The following is an 18,926-nucleotide window of genomic DNA, read 5'->3' as shown; positions in this document are numbered from 1 at the left end:
GCAAAGTTCGAAGAGGCCAATCGGCGTCAAAAGCGACAGTTTAATGGCGGCCAGTCCCGGCGCGGTGCGGGTTCCGGACCCATCGCCACCAGGGTGCTATTGCTGCCGGGCGAATGGCGCCAGTCGCCATGCATCCCTGTGTATGTGGCGGAGCAAGGACCCGAGGCATGGGTTTTCAGGCTTTGAACTGGTCAAGGCCCGACCCGGCGAGGCGCCACGCGGCCTCATGCGCCTGCCCGCGGCGCACACGCTCCTCGCGCTGCTGCTGCTCCCGGTGCTGGCGCTGAAACAGGCTGCGTGCCCGCAGCAGCGGCTCGGCATCGCCCGCGTTCAGGTGTCGCACAAGCATTTCCAGAGCGCGCAAGCAGGCGCTGTCCGGCGCGCCGTTCTCCGCAGACCGGTGCTGCTCGACGGCTACGCGCATGCCACCGCTTTCGAGCACTCGCAGCTCGGCAGTAGAGCGCACCGCGCCGGACGCCGTCCTCAGCGAAACGATGACGGTGTGGCCCCGGTAGCAGGCTTGGTCATACATGGCGACACAGTGCCTCATCAAGCGCCCCTCGACGGCAAGCTGCCAGCTGTCCGTCAGTTCGACCACCGTCCTGTCCCCGAACTGCATAGCCTCGGGAAGGACCGCCGGCCAGTTCATAGCGTCGGACTCGTCGACAGGCGCGGGCGCCGCATGGACAGCGTCGGCGTGCCACCGCCGCGACAGTTCCAACAGGCGCCGCAGGCTGATCCCGGCCGCCCAGCGCATCGCGCAAGCGACGGCTGCCTCGTTCTCCGTACCATGCCGGTCCTCTGCGGCCTCGATTAGCGTACCGAGGAAGTCGGAGATGTCGCCACATTCAGCGGCAAAGCGATGCGGGTCGCACCGGATGACGTCCTGCATCCGACCCGGCTGACGGCACTCTGCCAGCCAGCGCCGCATGCACGGGCCATGACGCGCCGACCAGGCCGGCGTCCTCAGGTCGCCATAGTCGTGAAACCGGAAAATCCTGGCCAGCGTGGTACAAAGCTGCACGAGATCCTTGAACTGGGAACACGACGCCGGGCGGCGTTCAGGTGGAACCCACGACAGGGCAGCCAGCAACCTGCTCAGGCGCACGTCATTGAGTTCCCAAGTGGCGGGCAGCGGCCTGCGGCCCAGCCATCGGACTACCTCGCGCGACGCGTCGAAGGCGCCGGCCACGGCCTCGTGCAAAGGTAAGGCCTCATCGATTGCGGCGCGGATCGTCACAACTTCACGCAATATGCGGCCGCGTTCGGGCGCGGCCAGCATCGGCAGCAGCCAGGGAAGCGCATGCAGGGCTTGGGCCCGGTAGTGGCTACGGCCAGCCCGCGCCGCGACGAAGTTGTACACGGCAAGCCGGTCAAGCACGACGCCGCACACGACGCGGGCGCTGGCCTGGTAGGTACGTGTGCTCGCGTCCAGGACGCTCTCGTATGCGCTCATCGCGGCATCTCCACCGTCTCTGCCGCCATCGGACGAGCTTCGCCTCGCATCGCCCAGCGGGTTAAATGGCTTCTCACCGCGGGCGGCCCGCATACGGTTGGCGACCGCCAACAGCAGCCATTCGACCTGGGAAGCTGCCAGGACCGGGCTCGGACGGACAAGCGCGTTCCGCTCCAGCCGAGCGCGGACCGCGCCATACCCCGCCTCCCGCAACGCACTGGCGATTTCCCCGTCGATGCCGGCGAAGAAGCTCTCGTCGTAGCCATGCTGCGGGAGTGCCTGGGCCAGGACGCTGCACGAGCCCGCTAGCGCGTCACGTGGTCCCTGCAGGCTGACCGCATAGATCGCTCCGCTGCGCAGCACGCAGCGCGCCGAAGCGAGGGCGCGGCAGTCCGCCTTGTCCTCGAGCACGCCTGCGGGATCTGCGCTTACATGCATCAGCACGAAACGCAACGGCCCGGCGGCGAAGTCGCTCGCTGTCCAGTAGGAGCAGAGAAAGCGGTAAAGCGACAGGTCGGCAAGAGATGCAAGCATAGTGGGGGCGCGGTAGTACGATCAGCCGTCAGTGTGACGGGATAAGCGACAGGTGGCGTCGCGTCGCACTGCGAGGTGCATCGCTGCGCCTGCCCATGCCTGTCTGCGATAGAGCTTGTCTTGGCGCCGACGATTCTATTCGTCCCGTCCCGGACCAGTTGCGACACGGCCTGTCGCACCCTTCCCTATGATGAGTATCTCTTAAGGAGGAGCTTCATGAAAACCCATCGTCGCAGTGCTTCACAGTCTTCTTCAATCAAGGAGATCGACTCCATTGCAGAGCTTTGGATGTTGCGCATCCTGGTCCCCTTGTCGGGTCATAAAGAATTTGTTATGCGTAACGGCTTCTCGGAGGACAAGGTGGCACGGCGCCTTGGCGTAGGCGACTGGCTCGACAATGACGAACTGGACTTTGACAGCGCTGCCGTTCGCACGCAGTTGCGCGAGCTGCACGTGGCAGCCGAGGCGCGTGCAGCGCAGCTTGCGGTGCCCCCTGAATTGCGCTCGAACATGGCCAGGCTGTCGCAGCTGGTCGGGCTGTCCGACGTCGACTGCAGCATCCTGGAGTTCGCCGCCCTGCTCCACCATGATCGGGTACTGGACGATTGCGCGGACACTCTCGGGCACCTCGACTCGATGAAGGTCGTCGATGCGTTGGCCACCGTACTCGCTCTCGACCGCCGTAACGTGCAAAGCGCGCTCGGATCGCAGGGTGTGCTCGCCCGCTCCGGCCTCCTTGCGATCGACCGCGGCAGCAGCGGCTACCTGCGTGGCAAGCTCGATCTGCTGTCCGACAGTTTTGCCGACCTGATCCTGGGCGGGGAAACTGACCCGCTGATCCTGTTGAAGGACATGGTCAGTCCTAGCACGCCGGCACTGCTCGACCTGTCCGACTATGGACATATCGACCAATCCCTCGCGCTGTTGAAGCCCTATCTTGAGCAGGCGCTGGCCACGGGGCGAGTAGGCGTCAATATTTTCCTGCATGGCGCGCCGGGTACCGGCAAGAGCGAACTGACACGGGCGCTGGCGGCAGTGTTGGAATGCGAACTGTTTGAAGTCGCCAGCGAGGATTCCGACGGCGATCCGGTATTGGGCGAGCGGCGCCTTCGTGCGTTCCGCGCCGCGCAAAGTTTCTTCGGCCAGCGCAACGCCATGATTCTGTTCGATGAAGTGGAGGATGTCTTTAACGACGGCGACCAGATGTTCGGCCGCAAGAGCACGGCGCAAAAGCGCAAGGCCTGGCTCAACCGCACGCTGGAGCAAAACACCGTCCCGGCGCTGTGGCTCTCCAATACAATCGACGGCATTGACCCGGCCTTCCTGCGGCGCTTCGATATGGTGATCGAGATGCCGGTGCCGCCGCGCAAGCAGCGCGAGCGGATCGTACGCGAAGCCTGCGCAGGCGTGCTGGACGATACCGCCATCCGGCGCATCTCGTCCTCGCCGCAACTGGCGCCCGCTGTCGTCAGCCGCGCCGCCGATGTGGTGCGCACCATCGGGAGCCGGCTCGATTCCGCGAGCGCTGCGCGCGCCGTCGAATTCCTGATCGACCAGTCGCTCGAAGCCCAGGGACACGACTCGTTGCGGCAAGGGGATGCTGCCCGTCTGCCGGCCGAGTATGACGCCGGGCTGCTCAACGCGGACACCGACATGCTGCAGCTTGCCGATGGGCTCGCTGCAAATCTTAGTGCCAGGCTGTGCCTGTATGGCCCGCCTGGCACCGGGAAGACTGCCTATGGCCGCTGGCTGGCAGAACGCCTTGGAATGCCTCTCATGCTCTACACGGCCTCCGAGCTGATCTCGAAATGGGTGGGCGAGAGCGAAAAGAACATCGCCGCCGCGTTTCGCCGGGCCGAAAGCGAAAACGCCCTGCTGCTGATCGATGAGGTGGACAGCTTTCTGCAAGACCGTGCCCATGCGCGCCAGTCCTGGGAGGTCACAATGGTCAACGAAATGCTCACTCGGATGGAGGCGTATTCCGGCGTATTCATCGCGTCGACCAACCTGATGGGCGGTCTTGATCCTGCGGCGTTGCGCAGGTTCGACCTGAAGGTGTGCTTCGATTTCCTGCTGCCCGACCAGGCGGCGCTGCTGCTTGCACGCTATATGGCCAACCTGGAACTCAAGCCGGCAACGACGCCCGAGCTTGGGCGGCTGCGTTCGCTGCGCAATCTCACCCCCGGCGACTTCGCGGCCGTGGTGCGCCAGAATCGCTTCCGCCCGATCCAGTCGGCAGCGGCCTTCGTCCAGGCACTCGCGCAGGAGTGCACACTGAAAACGCCGGTGCCCTCGTCGATTGGCTTCCTGCGCTGATTATTCACAAACCCGAAAGAACCATGGCCCACGTCACGCCATTGAATTTTCCTACCCAAGCAATTAAGCATGCGCCCGAGATTTCCCGACTTTCCAAGCACGACGCCGACCTCATGTTGGTGCAGGCCAAGCAGGCCCGCCTCGCCGAGATCGACAGGTACTGGGCGCTGTGCCAGACGGACCCGGACCAGGCTGCAGGCTTGGCTGCTGGTGCGGCGCCGATTGTCAGCGATATCTTCCGTCTCGCTCGAAATGTGCTCCCTCTACCTGCGTCAAGCGCCATCCAGGGCTTGTCGAAGGCGACAAGACGCCTGCTTGCAGTGAAGGCGATTCGCGAATCGCTCGATGATGCTGTGCTGGCACAAGCTGATCCAGTCGACGCCTTTTGGGACGACAGTCAGGTAGTAGGCCTGAAAATCGTGAACGGGGAGCAGGTAGTCGTGCTCCGGTATGACGGGCAGCTATTCAACCCGGGCACGGTTCCGCAGAGCGAAGTGAGGAGCGAAGGGTATTGGTATCTCGTCTGTCGCAGGGAAAGTATCGGTGACGCCGGCGAGTTCGAATACCTGATGGCCTATGTGATCGGCGCCGTCGCCGATGACGGCAAGTGGAAAGCCGCCCACATCGATCTGGCGTCCAGAAGTGATTTGATGAGGGACATACAGGCGATGGAAACGCTGGTGGAACGTGGACGGCTTAGCGGGGAATTGTTTGACACCAGACCGCTTCCCACCTTCCCTAGCGCCAGCGATTCGTTGATAGACCAACTCCAGGCTCACAAAGCCGCGCTGTTGTCCACGAAAGAGTGATCGTGTACATCCTTATCCTGACTCTCGTTCTGAACCGGACCACGCCCGCGACGATGGCCACCGCCGAATTTACCAGTAAGCAAACCTGCGAAGATGCCGCCAATGCCTGGAAAATGCAGGCCAAGGTCATGTTCAATAATGCGCTGTTGACGACGGTCTGCAAACCAAAATGATGGCTCAGGCAAATTCAGTTTAGACCAAGTCAGAACAAAACCGCCGGCAGCGCTGTCCTGTCCTGCAAACTCACTAGTTCCACAAGCGCGGCAGCGATCTTGCGCTCGCCCTGCTGCGAAGACTCAATTGGTCAGAAGGGCAAATAAACACTGCGAGAAAGAATTCCTGCTGGTCAATCCAGTAAAGGGCAGTATTTCCAACGGCTCGCGAGTGTCTAGGAAACTCGTGGCGATTCACAGTCGGGTTGCAACTTTACCGACTTTTGCTCTGCAAATAGTCTTAAATCGTCGGTGAAGAAAAGCGTGTGTTGGAGCGATTTCCCTTGCCAAGATTACACATATTGCATAGCACTTGAAGGTTGTCCAGCACCGTTAGGCCCCCAAGAGAATATGGATGAACATGGTCGACATGCAGTTGAGCGCCGTCTTGGCCTGGCCTACGCCCGCAGCTGCGGCAAATACGGTCGCGCTCCAGTACCTGATAACGTAGGCCGGCAGGAATTGACCGCTGTCCCTTGACACCGCGCCTGTTCGGTACCAGCTCCGCCCTGACCTTTTCAGCGCTGCTCCATTTCCACTGGAACGTTTCGTCGAAGCGGGGCATACACGCGAACTGGAATCCCTTATTCCCCTGAAAATGGCCCTTCAACAGTGCCACTCCTAGGAAGCTAAGCAGAAACTGTTCGGGAGTCGTGTCTAGAAAAGCGTGCTCTTTAGCGCTGAAGGTGCCCAGCTCTACTTCCATGTTGTCAGTCACTGTGAAGCCTGTTCGTACCAACAAGTCGCATAGCATTCTTGCTTTGGCTTGCCGTATTGACGTAGCTGCCTCGTTTTCCTGATTCCTTCCCTCACCAAACTTTATCCGCTGGGTGAGGGTGATGATGCCCTCTGCGTCTTCGGCTGTCGTGAAATTGATGCTGAAGAGCATGCCGCTGGGGGCAAACGCAAACAATCGGTAGTGATTACGCGGGTTGAGAAATAGTTGAATACTGAGCTTGAGGGGGATGTCGCCAACTGTCACTTCGTAATCATGAGTTCCTCGCAAGAGCTGCCAAGACGGCTGCTCCTGTACATCATTCTTGATCTTTTTAAGTTTTAGGCTTATCTCGCCGATGTTGATTCTCGCCGGCTTAATTTCGGCCTCGACGAGGGTCGTGGCTAGGGCGGCGATGTGGCTAGGAGTTTGGGGCATAGGAGATTTCGAATCGTGACGATAGTTCAATATCCCATGAAACTTTGAGTCTTGGGCGCACTGCTCGTGAGATCCGAAGCGACATACGATTTCGCCACTTGGTTGTTGCCGACGCGTGCTCGGCCTGTGCATAAATTAATTCTTAAGGAACATGCTGCGTTCGGCGATCGGTTGAAGTGCCATGTCCCGCGGGCGCAGCAGTTCCGCGATTGCAGCGGCGATTTTGCGTCCACCTTGCTGCGATGGTTCGATCGGCGATACCGGTGAGTAATCGCCAGGGTCATCACAGACCAGCCGCAGATCGAGCACGGGCAGCCGCCTTCCTGCCGCTTCACGCAAGATTACGTCGTTGAATATCGCCAGAACGGTACGCAGGCCTGGCGCAAGGCCCGGTACCCCGTCATAGATGGTCGAAACCGCCACCGGCAGGCCTCGTGCCAAAACCGCCTCGAGCATGCGGCGATACTCGAAGCGAAATTCTGTCTGCCATGAAGCCAGGAGATCCGCTGCCTCGAGTACCGACTTGACACTCGACTGCATATAGCCAACCAGGCCCAGGACATCGTTGCCGCCGCAGCTCACGATGACATTCGTGGTCTCAGGCGGCAAGTCCCGCAGGCGGCTTACCTGGATTTTCACATCCGCCAGCACGTCGCCATCGCGTGCCAGCAGAATCACACGATTCCCGTCTCCAAGCATCGCTTGCAGCTGGGCCTGGACCTCACAGCCTTTTGGCACATAGGGGGCGTTGTCGAAGATCGAATCACCCAACAAGACGATATGACGCATGTGGAATCCCAGGACTTTTAAACTGGATACAAGTGATAGGCGTTGTTCTCATCGATTTCGAAGAACAGTTCTCCTTCAGCGAGATTTGGTGTGTCCTTCCATAAGGTGACGAGGACCGTTAGCTCCATCACCAGCGCGCGCAGCCCGGCGTTTCCCTCCATGGCCGTCTGCAATTCGTCGCGTGTCATTCCCGGCACGAACAGCGGCGCCAGCGCGAGCTTTTCCTCAAGCCCGACCTTGACAGGGCCAGCCAGCTTATCGTGGACCGCTTTCTGCAGTTTCTTGACATCCGGGTGGTAACGCGCATCGGCGACGGACAGCTGGAAGGTCTTCGGCGCGCTACGACATTCGACTCGGCATGCGATGTAGTCATCCTTTGGCTGCATGACACCGGCGGCCCCATCCAGAGCCAACGCGGCCGTCGGGCTGGCATACACGCTCTTGCGCCGGGAGGGCATGTCATCCGGACGCGTAAACTCCCACAGGTTATCGACCAAGTAAGGGACGTTTGCTGGCATGCGGGTGCCGGGGTGGCGCCTGTACTCGCGTTCCGGATTGAAGCCGGCGTGAGGCACGGCGCGGAAAATTTTCATGGGGACTCCTGGGTTCATCGTGAATGGTTTGCAAAACTAGCCGTGCGGTGCGACTTTTCCGAGAAATGCAGCGAACAATTTGCGCAACAAAGGAATTTGTGCCGTCAAGCGGTGGTCACCCTGCACCAGATGCAAGGTGCATTGCCGTAGACGCGCAAAGCGAACGGCCCGGTCATACGGGATTACTTCGTCGTCCCAGCCATGCACAATCTCGGTGTGCTCGCTTGGCACGACAGGTTCCTGGCTGGGATAGCCCGGCATGTACACCGCAGGTGCCAGCAGGAATACCCCGCGCACCGCAAGGCGCTGGGCGGCCTCAGCTGCAACCCAGCCACCCATGCTCGAACCGACCAGCAGCAACGGTCGGTGTTCGCCCGCACACGCGCCCAGGAGTTGGTCGAGGCGAGCTGCGGGATCCGTCGTATGCGAATAATCGAGGCTGCTCACCTCCCAGCCACGTTCACCCGCCACCTCGGACAAGGCGACGATCTTGCTGCCGTGCGGTCCGCTTTCTTTGCCGTGAATAAAATGAACCAAGCCTCTTTCGGTCAATTCTGCCTCCATGAATAGTGCATATCGAATAAGGCCGACATGCCGTAGGAAGTCAGTCGGCATCCGTGCTGTTGGCCCAATTTCCGTAGCTTACGCCGCCATGCGACAGCACGCGTCGCATCGATTGTTAGGTGTAGGTTGCAGCCATCGCGATTGCTGCCGCTTTCAATTCGGCCCGAAGCTTCGCCGGATGGTGCACTTCGACAGCGGCGCCAAAGCCGGTGAGCCAGAAAACCAGCGTGCGTGTTGAGGCAACCGTTGCGGTCAGGTGAACGGATCCATCGTCACGCATTTCGAGTACCTGGTCGGGTGAAAGCGGCGTTTCGAACAGATGCTCCGCTACAGGCCGCTGGAACGTTGCACGCAAGATGATCGGCGGACCGGTCAGGAAACCGAAGGCGCCGGACGCAATATACGCATCCAGGTCGAATCTCTGGCTTCTTTTTGCCGTCGTGTAGATGAGCTCAGCCTCCTTTACGCGATGTAAGGCAAGCGTGCGCACGTCCTCATAATCGGCGAAGGTACACACCAGGTAGACAATCCCGCCGCGCTGCACGATCGCCAGAGGATGAACGATGGGATACAGGGTCGCGGTCTCGGCGTCCCGTTTCTTGTAACTCAACTTCAGCTGCAGGTCCTTCATCAAGGCTAGATAGACGGTCCGTTGACAATTTTCATCGAGCGCTGGCGCTTGTAAAGGTTGCAAAGGCGCGATAGTGCGTACCTTGCCGAGCCATGCCTTCGAACTGATCGACGGATCCATGGCGTTGAGAATCCGTGCCGCGGAGCGAAACTGGGGCTGCAGTGCATCGAGCGCGGTAGGCGGAAGCTGGTTGCGCAGATGTTGCTCGACAAGCGTCAGCGTGAGCGCGTCAGGGATCGACAACCCCGGCAGATCAAAGCTGGGCGCTTCGCGCTGCCAGCTCCAGCCATACGGTTTTTCGCGATCGTCTGATACCAGCGGAAAGACAGTCGACAAGTCGAGCAGATCGCGCTGGACAGTGCGCGTGCTTACCTTGAAATCGGCATCGCGAAGCTGCTCCTGCAGGTCCTTGACCGCGATTCTGGCAGGCGCCCGCGGTATGAAGCGAAGCATCGTCCATTGACGGAGAAGCGTTAAATTAGTCGGCACGAGATGTTAAGTGCGTAGTGCACGGGTCGAGTTGTGGCATTTCGTTACAGGTCATCGAAAGGTAGTTGACTTGATGAGATCAACTCGTCGTCCCATGTGGTCTTCGAGAGCGCGCTTCACAGCAGGCCCTCACTCTTCAAGGCGGCGATCATCGCCTCGCCATCCATTGCTGCGGAGAAGTCGCTATCCTTCAGCATGAGGACTTCTCGAAGAAGCGCTACACCAAACCCTTCGGAATGCGCGCGAATGTCGTCAACCAAGAAGTGCGCTTTGTTCAGTGTTTCAATCAATTTGCTCATGCTATCGTCAGTCAAGGTGGATCGAGACGGTCGGTGCTCGAGCTCGATGTGACTCCAAGCAGGCTATTTGTGCCCGCCGTCGACAACAGGGTTCGTGTCTTCATCCCAGGACACCGAAAAGGTCTTTCCTTCCATTTGGAGTGCGTCATGTCCCATTGGTTGGCTGGATCCATTCGCGGTTGTTTTAGTCCGTAAATCAGGCACGAGCGCCACTTTCGCAACAGACGCTTTACTTCCCTATCACAGTCGGCATTGCAGAGGACAGGCGCATTTTTGAAAAAAGCATCGCCCTCCTAAGGGCATTCTAGACTTAATATTCGCCAATAATATTGGTAACATCTCGGGTCGCCGGAGGACAGAGGCATGCAGCCAGGTGCTCGTATCTTCTTCTTACAACCGCCGGATCCAGAGCATGAGCGGCAATCGCAATCTCGGCCAAGCTCACCTGCAGAACTTGTGATAAACGCGCTGCGGTGAGATAGTCGAGAGCGATTTCTCTCGCTTCAATGCGGCTGACCTCGTTTGGCGCAAGGCCCGCGAGCAGGGACAGAGCCTCTTCGGAAAACATGCAACGCTCGCGCACGACCTGCAATGCCAGCGAAATCTGGAAATTGGAAATCGTGAGCATAGGGTACTGTAGGCCTATCGCTACCGCAATATTAGGTCGAAAATTACGTGCCTGTCAGCAACAATGATTTGTTAAATCTTGGCACTACCTTGTTGCTGGTTCCAATCAATACCAGTCGATGGCCCTTCCCCAGCGTGCTCGAATAAGGCTGGCCGCGCTGTCCATGGAACCGCGCAGTGTCGAGCGGTTTAGAATAGCCGCAGGTGCGACGCATCATGTCGCATCAAATTCGCAAAGCTGTTGAGCCCGCTGCTGATTTAACAGCGATCCAACTGTTTGCAGGTTCGGGCGAAGGGCCTCTGGGCGTAGCAATAGCGAAAGGACAGGTATAGTTCAAATCTGGGAATGTCTGATGAGGAGCCCGTAATGCTTGGTTGGTCGGTACTAGTGGACGCCCGCACGCCAGAAGAGCGGGACGAGGCAGACGATGAGTCATCTCATCTGCTGGCGAAGTGGGAGGCTCATGTGTCAGGTCTGGACTTTCTCGACGTACTGGTGCGGCAGGGCAAAGCCAGGAAGCTTCTTTCAGGCGGATATCCGGAACGCTACACTGCAAAAGCAAGCGATTTGCTTCCGCTAATTGCCAAACGCCCTCCTGGGACGATGGGTCCGCACTCTGATGTCAACCTTTACCCTGACAGGATTGCTGCCTGCCCACCGGATCAGGTACTCACCATCGACGCTTGGGATCTTTCGTAATAACACAATCGCAATTGTCCGGGCATCCCCGCAACCGCGTGCCCATAGTCGGGGACACAACAAATCGTTGAGCGCCTCTTGCTCTTGCATACCGCAGTAGCGTTTAGCGCCTGCTAGATGCGCCTAGAGAGGGGAATGCAGCGTCGCTGCGGCGTAATGATCTTGCGGCACAGTTAAGACGGCCTGGCCCGGTGCACTTCGCATCTGCAGGTTCAGTGCCGGCGCAGAGGGCGCACCGCTTCTGTCTTACCAAACAAACTTCTTTTCTTGTGCCCAGTTGTCACGGCCGGCCCTTACATCCCGTGCATTGGAAGTTGCTCTGAAGCGGAACACGGCTCGCCCTGCATGCAGCCCTGTGGACACAATGCGAAAACCAAGAATCTCACCGCCGAAGTGTGACAACTTGTCCTGAGCACTGTGCAGATAAATTATTCCACCGACGAGACGTTGCGCAGTGTCTGGTACGATCGCCCAGAATCCGCTCTCCCACTCGTTATTCTCCTTGTCCACGCACCTCAGGTTTTCAGGGAATTTCCCTGTTTCGATAACGTGCAAAAGTGGCATGGCGGTTCATCTTCCAAACTGGATATTGAAACGAAAGGGGCCTCATGGATGCTGCCCGGGGAGTAAAGCTCATTATAGCGAGTGCGCATGTGTAACGCTGCCGCACGGTCCAAGGAAATCTACCCAGTACACCGAACTCAAGACCCGTTTCATGGTCCTTCACGCCTCGTGCCCAATCACCTGGTCAGTCCCGGGAATAGCCGGTCAGCGATAGCGACGCACACGCCGCCGATGCCGAGTTCGTCCCGGCTTCACGTTCCTTAAAAAACGACAGCGTGCGCATGCTGCGTTCGGCTGCATCACGATCGGATCGAGTCATGAGAGCATGGAACCATATTCAACAACCTGCCCGTTGTGAACTTGCAATGCGCCATGGTGGCGGACCCGCCTTGGTACGTCCGTCGCTTGTGCAGAAAGAGCGGCGCCGTTGCGCACGTGGCGTGCCGGCTATCGCTAAAAGATTCCGGACAACCACTTGCGCGCGGATTGCACCGAGATCGGCGGCGTCTGCGGAATCATCGTGGCGCCGGTATTAAGAGCAGCAGCCGAGTTTCGGTAAATTGCTTCCCAATTGCTCCGCGCGCCGGCAAGCAGCTCCTGTGCGCTGGGCACGGCCCGTCCGCATACCTGTGATCGATCCGCCGGCGGCAAACCAACGCTTTGGTTAAGCTCATCAAGCTCTTTAATGCTGTCGCAAGCATCTCGGATATCGAAAACTACGCTGCCAACTGCCACGGTTGCACTGAGCACGGGTAATGCGTGTCCTGGCAGCGCGCCCAAGTGCCGGATCACGCTCCGTGCAGCCCTGCCGAGCACTGCTTTGCCGAGTTGCGATACGCGGGCTTTATGCTTGGCGACGACTGCTTGACTGGCGCGTAGCTGCTTGTCGAGCTTCGTGCGTTGCGCGACAAGACCGTCGCGTTCTTGCGTGAGCAATTGGATGTCCCTCAAAAGCAGCGCGCTGCGCGCTGTCAGCTCTGCGGTTGCCCGTTCGACCGCCTTCTTTTCCAGCGCGGCCGGGCTGTTCTCGATGAGAATCCTTGCGCTCGAGGCCATTCCAATCCCGTCGAGAGCCGGGCGAGCGATGCGGGTAATCGCCTCGTACGCATTTCTCCGGAACCCGTCGTCAAGCAAGGTCAGGATGTTTGTCGCGCACAGCAACAGCGTCAGCGTAAGCCACAGGCCCCTGCCCATCCATCGCGACTCCGCTTTAGTGGGCTGGAGTGTACTGATATCGATCGGGTCGTGGTGGCGAGTGGTCATTTGAGGGGAGTGCGCTGTACGCTTAAAGTATTGCGTTTAGGAAAGCAAGAATAGTAGCAACACAGCGGGAGCTACACCATACTTTTAATCTCTTTTACTAAGCGCCTTTTAGTCCGTCTATGCCAGTTAACAGGAGCGGGTGAAACGCGCAAGCCCCGTCGCCAGCGCCATCACAGCTACTAAATACTGTTGAGTTGACAATGCGTAGTGTGCGTCGGGGCGCAACGTCCGTCGTCGCACGGCTGCAACAGATCGCGCCAACTCGGACGTAGCTGCGCAGGCGAACCGGTGCCGTGATGCAGTCCAGCTCGATTATCGACACCCGCCCCTTCTACCGCAAGGGCATGGCAGCGCTACGCAAGTTAGCGAAAATTGCTGATGATAGGGAAGCTTGGTCACTGCTCGGTGCCGATTAAATGCAGTTTTTCGATGGTAGAATAGCCACACGCATTGGAGGAAACATGTCCCTAACTTCTAGACTGATTCGCATCGGCCGCTTGGCAATCGCGCCGCTCAGAGGGTTCTTTTCGTGGAAGACCGAGGCGTTGATGCCGGTCTATGATCCTGAGCGCACCAGCTTTGGGGCTCATCTGAAAGAGCTGGCTCGCCAGGATACGGTCCTTTATTTCGAGCCTTTCAAGTTTGCGGTTCGAGCGTTCAAGCAGGAACGCGCAAAACCTTACTAAGAGCTACTCAGGAAAACGCAGCGTCGACCCCATGTAAGACGGCGTCTCGAGAGATGATCTGCTCGAGCGCCTAACGGCCGTCGCCCCTGCCTCCGCTTGGCATTCAAAACTCGAAGATCGGTTGCGCAAACCTGATCTTAGCCAGATCCTCATCTGGCGGGGTTAGCTACGCCAACGTCGCCCTTCCAAAAGTCTCTTCCGCACCCTTGCAGAGGGTCCTCAACGGTATAGTCGGCATCGTCAACAGCAACGAAGACCGTTTTCGCGTAAAGGCCGACTCGACCCAATGCGTCCGGGACAAGTTCAACTGACTGCCCGATCCCATGCTAAAAAAGACCGAGCCGCGATCCGCGACCTGTACGCGCATCGCTCTGCCCGGAAACCCCACGTCACCATTCCTAGCGCTCACGGCGAAACACAAGGCAAATTCTGCGACCTGTGCAGTTCATTCTGTTTGTCTAATGACTATTTGAATCTCTTGGAAATTTTATACTTGATGAATGCGTAGGCTGAGCGAATCGCGCGGCCTACAGAGACATATGGCCCAAAGAGCAGCTTGGTATCGACGGCTAGGATTCTTTTACGTTGTTCAAGAAATGCCGAATTTGTTTTCACTGAACCGGTTTATTGTTGCTACTAAATAACACCATATCCGCGGTTCTGCGTCGCACCAGTCAACCAGCAGCACGGAAAATGGAGATAGCCGCCGCCTCGAGCGCTGCCAAGTTGCAGCCGGACGTCGGAGGTATCCATTCGACACCGTGGCGCCGGCTATGGTGTTCCCACAAAACTTGGACTTTTCTAGGATCGTCATAAACCTGAATACCCATTAGCTCGGCGTTGAGACAGGCGCAGTGCGTTAGGCGGTCTTGGGCGATCGAGCGCATCTGATCCGACCCAATCGTCGCCAAGCATTGTTCGATCATTTCCTTGGCCCGTCCTGGCCCGTCCAATGTCGTTTCGCGACCGAAACTCCCATAATACGGAGGTGTAATCGATATACGCGAATGGCCTAGTTTCTCGCTAACCTGTTCCCGGGCATGGTCGATATCCTCGCGTGGCATTTGCCCTGGTGTGCCTCCCAATGTTGGCGGAATAAGCCCTTTCAGCAAAGCTGCGTTTTCTGCAAATTGCGCGCGCAGGCCATGACCAGTTACCTCTGCCATCACTTTGTTGATTCCGATACTTTCCATTAAATAATTGTAGCGACGCTTCGAATATTTCAGTGAGCCGGAACTACCATCTGCCTTCATTGACCAGCCTAAATGATCCTTCCTACCGATCTTCGACTTGATCAGGTCCAATACCGCACGCTGGACCGGCGTGTCGATATCGATGTCGCGTGGACGGCCCCCTTTGGTTGCATAAGCGGCGAACTTGTGCCCTTTATCGTTTTTCCATGGTTGCATTTGCAAGACTTCCATCCGGCGCAACCCGAACGCGGCTTGGGCCATGATCATCAAACCGAAGCGCCAATCTAATGCTATCGCCTCAGCAACCTTGGCACCAACGTCAATTCCCACTTCTGCCCAGCTTTTGCTTTTCATAGCGACCGTTTTTACGCGCAGTTCGTCTTTCGGCACGTTCGGTAAGTAGTAATAAACATTTTTTACCAGTCCTTTTTTCCCTATCCAACCGCAAAAAATACGCAGCTGCGACAGGTAGCCCTGAATCGTTTTTGGCGATCGCTCAAGCCTGTGCCACTCGGCGCAGAGAGCCTTGATATGTTTCTCGTTAATATTTCTAGGGTCTTCCAGCCGATAGCCCAACTTCACTAAAAGGCGAAAGATGGCGCGCAAAGCTTCTCCCGCTGCTTGAACGGTACGCTCACTCGCCACCTTCCCGTTTACTCGCGTATGTGCGTTCGCGGCCAGGACCATGTTCAGTAGTACGATAATTTCCATATTTATTACTCCATCTTTATAAGTTCAGCGACGCCCTATTGCGTCACGCTCCACGTCGTAGAAAATGGCGTGGAGCAAACCAGATTTGTGCCAGGGGTGAAGGGCCCTAACGTAAGAAGAATGATTTCGCGTTGCCGCCTTCATCGGCTTTTCGACAACGCGCCGGTGCCTTTAGGCTACCGATCGCCTGACTTGACGCTGCCAGGACCCGAACATTGACGCAGTTTCTTGCGTAGCGCTCCCGCCATCTCGGCGAGTCTTGGGCGGCGCTAGCACCCGATATGATTGTTTTTTTCACGCCCGTAGACGTGCGCAGAGGTCAGCAGTAGCCCGGGCCAGTTGGCCCAGCGCATCCTGTGTCCGGTCGGTGCCGGAGGTCCGCTTTTTTCCCGTACAGTTGCAGAGGCGTGGCACGCCAGGACGGTCGAAAGCACGCCGGCGACGATCGCGCCAGGCATCGTTTTGCCAATGAACTTTCGGTTCTGTGGGATTGCTGTGTTCAGGAATGTCCGCAGACCCGCATGGTTATCGGGTTTTCTCGACACTCTGTATCCAACCGTGATTCAGAGCGATAGAACAAAAAAACAGCCACCAGGCTGCACTATCGAATGACGGGGGTGATTGCGTTGCGCCAGCTTGTACTGACGACTTTAGATCGCGCCAGTTTGAACTAGCGGCTTCAAATGAGTTCCGCAAAAGCGGTAACAGAAATCTTTTCAATTCCGGCGGAACTGAAAAAATTTGAGGGTCCAAATATGCCGCATGGCGACCGTATCATCATGCCTAAGCAGTTGCCGAAAGTCAACCATAAGTTGCATGGGAAGCCCTGCCCCTTACCAGTCGTCCTCTGCCCTTGTCCTGTGCGTCACGGGAGACAAGCAAGCTCTGTCGGTTTGACGAGTGTCCCGACGTTCGCTAAAGGACGTCCGATCGCATGGGCGGGTGAATGATGCGCTATCAGGTGGTACCAGTGTCACGGTGGCAGCCCCGCAGGCCTTCCCAGTGTCTCGGCGAGACTTACCGTTGTCGATATCGGCAACGGAACGGGATCGGGATCAGTGACACGAGCGACTGGTACGGGACGGGATCACACTGATTGCCACCGCCCGGTTGGCATACGCGAACACGCACCGAGCGGATGCACCTCGCATCATTCGGATCACTCATACAGATTTCCTGGTTATTCAAAGGACTGGATGGCAAGGAACCGGTTGGAATAGGTGCCACCGCCAGTGCGCCACCATCACGCGAGATCGACATATAGTCGATCTTGATGCGGGCGTCGCTAACTGGTTCAGCAAAGGCCAATAACCCTGGTGAAGTTCTGAAGATTGCGGCTTCCCGTATGTTCTGAATGGCATCGTCTCTAGTAAAGTCCGTGTTCGTGGCCAATTCGGCAGCGCGACGCGTGACCTCCTGCAATGTATTGGAGATATACATAGCGCGCGCAATTTCGACCACTCCGAAAAATAGTGTGAAGAATATTATCGCAACGAAAGCGAACTCGACGGCAGCTGCACCAGTCTGATTTCGCAACCGAAAGCGGTCGCGCGAAAATGAGTTACTTTCCTGCATAGCGCATCGTAACGTCAGTAGTTAGTAACAAGGACTGTCCTCCGAGAATGGCGAAAGGCATTCGCATCTGGATCGAGACGCGTACGGTTGCCGGAACGCTGGCCCCACAGGTACGGAAATCGCGTTGACGTCAATGAACTTGAGTTCTGCAATATGATCCATCATCGATGTTTCTGCTTTAGCTATAGCTTTGGCAAGTTGAGCGACAGCAGCAGGCGCATTTCCCGCTCTGGGCGTACTCATCTCAATCTGTGTCGCGCTCGACATTGCCTCATGTGCGCTCGTAGGTGGCGTTGGATATTTTGCCGGTAGCACGCTGGCGTCCGGATTCGTCACTCCGCTAAATTTTTTGCTGCCGTACTTCTATTCATGCCATGGACCAGAGTCGCCCGCAATCGCACAGAATGTATGGGCTACGGGGCGGTGGGGGCGGCGGGCATCGGGGCGGCACTGCTTACGGCTTACCCGCGGTTAATCCAATATTTCTGCCACTAGCTACTTGGTTCTTATGGATGAGCGCGGTTGCGGGATGGGTGCGCATTGTTCTTGATGAGAGACCGATACGACCTGGGGGAGCTGTCTCCAATGAGACGGCGCATACGAACCAAGGCAACTTGCAGCACTAAAGCTCGAGCGACAAATGAAGGTTGAGCTCGAGGTTTTGGTGGTCTGCTCCAACTCGAAAAATGTGGTGCCAGTCGGTGGGCCTCGGCTCGGTTGCACCCTGCGCCAAAACCAGCCGATGACACGAGGAGGTTGCCGCATCCAGCAGTTGGTCCGACGAACCTTCAGCACGTCTTGCCCGCAGCAACTGGGGCGCAATCAAACGATTCTATTTCGGCAGCAATTCTTGCCCAAAACTGATCTCGTTCAGCCGAATCAGATGGAAGGTAAGCGTACGCAATCAGCGATAGAGGATGTACTCCAATCACTGTGGCAATTTCTTCAATCTTTGTGATCGTCGGCGCTTTCATCCCGCGCTCCAAGCTGCTGAGGTATGTTCGACTCGACACAACCGAGAAGTCTTCCTGAGTAAGTTCGCGACTCTTCCGTGCTCTCTGCAACCCCACCCCAAATCGCTTAAGCAGTACCACACGCACCTCCGAAAAAGATACGATGTACGCATGATGAACACTTTAGAGCTACAATCTATAGTGTTCATTTTAAATTTTGGGGAAGCAAATGATTACGACGCATGAGTCGCATGAGGCGCCGATGTTCTCAATGGGGCCTGGTTTCGCAACCTGGCGCACTGTCACCCTTACCTTCGGCATGCCGTATGTCTTTGTCAATTTCGGTAAAAAGGACGGCCGCAGTTGGATTTATCAGACATCAATCCTCTGGGATAGTAACGATGTACTCCAATTTTTCCGCCGTTTTAAGAACGATAAATCGGTAAAAATAGTGGAGGTTTGTCTGCTGGAGCCCTTCAGAAGAGATAAAAAACAAGCATGGCGTTGGACAAAGGTCTCAGAAGTTCGTTTCTATGAGGAGGGTTCTGCAGAACATCCTGTATACATCACTGATGCTGGTGAAGCAGTAGGGCTAACTCCAGAAGAGACAAAGCAGAAAATGAAATCGATCTACAAGGCCCGCCGTGATCTTGCTTGACCTGCGGCGCCGGGAAACGGGTAGTCTTCGCCGTCGAAAGCTTCACTGACGCGACTACTCCACTCAGCGCGCTTCGAAGAGGATCGGACGAGCGGGCTGCTGAATAAAGGATGGAGCTGTCCACAAAGGCCTTCAATGGCACTTCGGCTAC

General features: G+C 57.4%; 19 protein-coding genes. 6 read left to right on the top strand and 13 right to left on the bottom strand.

All coding sequences use genetic code 11. The features are described 5' to 3' along the window. Positions 1–175: 175 nt before the first annotated feature. Positions 176–1,990, bottom strand: coding sequence for a hypothetical protein (locus tag AC56LW_RS13930; RefSeq protein ID WP_499635184.1), 1,815 nt, complete (start codon positions 1,988–1,990; stop codon positions 176–178). Between the two features lie 216 nt (positions 1,991–2,206). Between AC56LW_RS13930 and AC56LW_RS13925 the strand changes: the two genes are divergently transcribed. The 3 genes from AC56LW_RS13925 to AC56LW_RS13915 are packed head-to-tail and all read left to right on the top strand — an operon-like array spanning position 2,207 to position 5,288. Then, on the top strand, positions 2,207–4,306 hold the full coding sequence (locus AC56LW_RS13925; RefSeq protein WP_499635182.1) for an AAA family ATPase: 2,100 nt from the start codon (positions 2,207–2,209) through the stop codon (positions 4,304–4,306). Between the two features lie 23 nt (positions 4,307–4,329). Continuing rightward, positions 4,330–5,115 (top strand): hypothetical protein, encoded by a 786-nt coding sequence (locus AC56LW_RS13920; protein WP_499635180.1) that lies wholly within the window; start codon positions 4,330–4,332, stop codon positions 5,113–5,115. Next, a complete protein-coding gene (locus tag AC56LW_RS13915) occupies positions 5,112–5,288 on the top strand; it encodes a hypothetical protein (RefSeq protein ID WP_499635177.1) in 177 nt (58 codons plus the stop codon). Before AC56LW_RS13920 ends, AC56LW_RS13915 begins: the two co-directional genes overlap by 4 nt. Positions 5,289–5,568: 280 nt before the next feature. Here AC56LW_RS13915 and AC56LW_RS13910 read toward each other — a convergent pair whose 3' ends face one another. From AC56LW_RS13910 to AC56LW_RS13880, 7 genes are all read right to left on the bottom strand, one after another. Beyond that, a complete protein-coding gene (locus tag AC56LW_RS13910; RefSeq protein WP_499635174.1) occupies positions 5,569–6,480 on the bottom strand; it encodes an HNH endonuclease in 912 nt (303 codons plus the stop codon). Positions 6,481–6,615: 135 nt separating this feature from the next. Next, the gene (locus AC56LW_RS13905; protein ID WP_499635171.1) at positions 6,616–7,269 is read right to left on the bottom strand and encodes an SGNH/GDSL hydrolase family protein; all 654 of its coding nucleotides are present in this window, start codon (positions 7,267–7,269) and stop codon (positions 6,616–6,618) included. Positions 7,270–7,286: 17 nt separating this feature from the next. Then, positions 7,287–7,862: a hypothetical protein gene (locus AC56LW_RS13900; protein WP_499635168.1), complete on the bottom strand. Its 576-nt coding sequence runs from the start codon at positions 7,860–7,862 to the stop codon at positions 7,287–7,289. A 36-nt stretch (positions 7,863–7,898) separates the two neighbouring features. Next, positions 7,899–8,477, bottom strand: coding sequence for a YqiA/YcfP family alpha/beta fold hydrolase (locus AC56LW_RS13895; protein WP_499635165.1), 579 nt, complete (start codon positions 8,475–8,477; stop codon positions 7,899–7,901). Positions 8,478–8,541: 64 nt separating this feature from the next. After that, the gene (locus AC56LW_RS13890) at positions 8,542–9,510 is read right to left on the bottom strand and encodes a helix-turn-helix transcriptional regulator (RefSeq protein WP_499635162.1); all 969 of its coding nucleotides are present in this window, start codon (positions 9,508–9,510) and stop codon (positions 8,542–8,544) included. A 152-nt stretch (positions 9,511–9,662) separates the two neighbouring features. Further along, on the bottom strand, positions 9,663–9,845 hold the full coding sequence (locus tag AC56LW_RS13885; protein WP_499635159.1) for a hypothetical protein: 183 nt from the start codon (positions 9,843–9,845) through the stop codon (positions 9,663–9,665). A gap of 310 nt (positions 9,846–10,155) precedes the next feature. Beyond that, on the bottom strand, positions 10,156–10,473 hold the full coding sequence (locus AC56LW_RS13880; RefSeq protein ID WP_499635156.1) for a helix-turn-helix domain-containing protein: 318 nt from the start codon (positions 10,471–10,473) through the stop codon (positions 10,156–10,158). A 366-nt stretch (positions 10,474–10,839) separates the two neighbouring features. Between AC56LW_RS13880 and AC56LW_RS13875 the strand changes: the two genes are divergently transcribed. Continuing rightward, positions 10,840–11,172, top strand: coding sequence for a hypothetical protein (locus tag AC56LW_RS13875; RefSeq protein ID WP_499635154.1), 333 nt, complete (start codon positions 10,840–10,842; stop codon positions 11,170–11,172). A gap of 246 nt (positions 11,173–11,418) precedes the next feature. On the opposite strand, the gene AC56LW_RS13870 is transcribed toward AC56LW_RS13875, so the two are convergent. After that, a complete protein-coding gene (locus AC56LW_RS13870) occupies positions 11,419–11,736 on the bottom strand; it encodes a hypothetical protein (RefSeq protein ID WP_499635151.1) in 318 nt (105 codons plus the stop codon). A 453-nt stretch (positions 11,737–12,189) separates the two neighbouring features. Further along, positions 12,190–12,999: a hypothetical protein gene (locus AC56LW_RS13865; protein ID WP_499635148.1), complete on the bottom strand. Its 810-nt coding sequence runs from the start codon at positions 12,997–12,999 to the stop codon at positions 12,190–12,192. Positions 13,000–13,460: 461 nt separating this feature from the next. Here AC56LW_RS13865 and AC56LW_RS13860 point away from each other — a divergent pair, with 461 nt between their 5' ends. After that, a complete protein-coding gene (locus AC56LW_RS13860; RefSeq protein ID WP_499635145.1) occupies positions 13,461–13,685 on the top strand; it encodes a hypothetical protein in 225 nt (74 codons plus the stop codon). 674 nt (positions 13,686–14,359) lie between these two features. Here the strand turns inward: AC56LW_RS13860 and AC56LW_RS13855 are convergent. The 3 genes from AC56LW_RS13855 to AC56LW_RS13845 all read right to left on the bottom strand — a co-directional run bounded on the left by AC56LW_RS13855 (position 14,360) and on the right by AC56LW_RS13845 (position 18,234). Beyond that, positions 14,360–15,589, bottom strand: coding sequence for a site-specific integrase (locus AC56LW_RS13855; protein WP_499635142.1), 1,230 nt, complete (start codon positions 15,587–15,589; stop codon positions 14,360–14,362). A gap of 1,017 nt (positions 15,590–16,606) precedes the next feature. Next, positions 16,607–17,164: a TadE/TadG family type IV pilus assembly protein gene (locus AC56LW_RS13850; protein ID WP_499635139.1), complete on the bottom strand. Its 558-nt coding sequence runs from the start codon at positions 17,162–17,164 to the stop codon at positions 16,607–16,609. 788 nt (positions 17,165–17,952) lie between these two features. Further along, on the bottom strand, positions 17,953–18,234 hold the full coding sequence (locus AC56LW_RS13845; protein WP_499635300.1) for a helix-turn-helix domain-containing protein: 282 nt from the start codon (positions 18,232–18,234) through the stop codon (positions 17,953–17,955). Positions 18,235–18,346: 112 nt separating this feature from the next. On the opposite strand from AC56LW_RS13845, the gene AC56LW_RS13840 reads away from it, so the two are divergent. Continuing rightward, a complete protein-coding gene (locus AC56LW_RS13840; protein ID WP_499635136.1) occupies positions 18,347–18,775 on the top strand; it encodes a hypothetical protein in 429 nt (142 codons plus the stop codon). Positions 18,776–18,926: the final 151 nt, after the last annotated feature.

It is taken from the genome of Telluria sp. LT2P80, from assembly GCF_059685955.1.
Note: the sequence above shows the minus strand (reverse complement) of the source record. Positions and strands in the feature narration are given on the sequence as shown.

Excerpts from the sequence above, each read along its gene's own strand:
- AC56LW_RS13930 (WP_499635184.1), bottom strand. The coding sequence starts at position 1,990 with ATGCTTGCATCTCTTGCCGACCTGTCGCTTTACCGCTTTCTCTGCTCC.
- AC56LW_RS13925 (WP_499635182.1), top strand. The coding sequence starts at position 2,207 with ATGAAAACCCATCGTCGCAGTGCTTCACAGTCTTCTTCAATCAAGGAG.
- AC56LW_RS13920 (WP_499635180.1), top strand. The coding sequence starts at position 4,330 with ATGGCCCACGTCACGCCATTGAATTTTCCTACCCAAGCAATTAAGCAT.
- AC56LW_RS13910 (WP_499635174.1), bottom strand. The coding sequence starts at position 6,480 with ATGCCCCAAACTCCTAGCCACATCGCCGCCCTAGCCACGACCCTCGTC.
- AC56LW_RS13905 (WP_499635171.1), bottom strand. The coding sequence starts at position 7,269 with ATGCGTCATATCGTCTTGTTGGGTGATTCGATCTTCGACAACGCCCCC.
- AC56LW_RS13900 (WP_499635168.1), bottom strand. The coding sequence starts at position 7,862 with ATGAAAATTTTCCGCGCCGTGCCTCACGCCGGCTTCAATCCGGAACGC.
- AC56LW_RS13895 (WP_499635165.1), bottom strand. The coding sequence starts at position 8,477 with ATGCCGACTGACTTCCTACGGCATGTCGGCCTTATTCGATATGCACTA.
- AC56LW_RS13890 (WP_499635162.1), bottom strand. The coding sequence starts at position 9,510 with ATGCTTCGCTTCATACCGCGGGCGCCTGCCAGAATCGCGGTCAAGGAC.
- AC56LW_RS13885 (WP_499635159.1), bottom strand. The coding sequence starts at position 9,845 with ATGAGCAAATTGATTGAAACACTGAACAAAGCGCACTTCTTGGTTGAC.
- AC56LW_RS13880 (WP_499635156.1), bottom strand. The coding sequence starts at position 10,473 with ATGCTCACGATTTCCAATTTCCAGATTTCGCTGGCATTGCAGGTCGTG.
- AC56LW_RS13875 (WP_499635154.1), top strand. The coding sequence starts at position 10,840 with ATGCTTGGTTGGTCGGTACTAGTGGACGCCCGCACGCCAGAAGAGCGG.
- AC56LW_RS13870 (WP_499635151.1), bottom strand. The coding sequence starts at position 11,736 with ATGCCACTTTTGCACGTTATCGAAACAGGGAAATTCCCTGAAAACCTG.
- AC56LW_RS13865 (WP_499635148.1), bottom strand. The coding sequence starts at position 12,999 with ATGACCACTCGCCACCACGACCCGATCGATATCAGTACACTCCAGCCC.
- AC56LW_RS13860 (WP_499635145.1), top strand. The coding sequence starts at position 13,461 with ATGTCCCTAACTTCTAGACTGATTCGCATCGGCCGCTTGGCAATCGCG.
- AC56LW_RS13855 (WP_499635142.1), bottom strand. The coding sequence starts at position 15,589 with ATGGAAATTATCGTACTACTGAACATGGTCCTGGCCGCGAACGCACAT.
- AC56LW_RS13850 (WP_499635139.1), bottom strand. The coding sequence starts at position 17,164 with ATGCAGGAAAGTAACTCATTTTCGCGCGACCGCTTTCGGTTGCGAAAT.
- AC56LW_RS13840 (WP_499635136.1), top strand. The coding sequence starts at position 18,347 with ATGATTACGACGCATGAGTCGCATGAGGCGCCGATGTTCTCAATGGGG.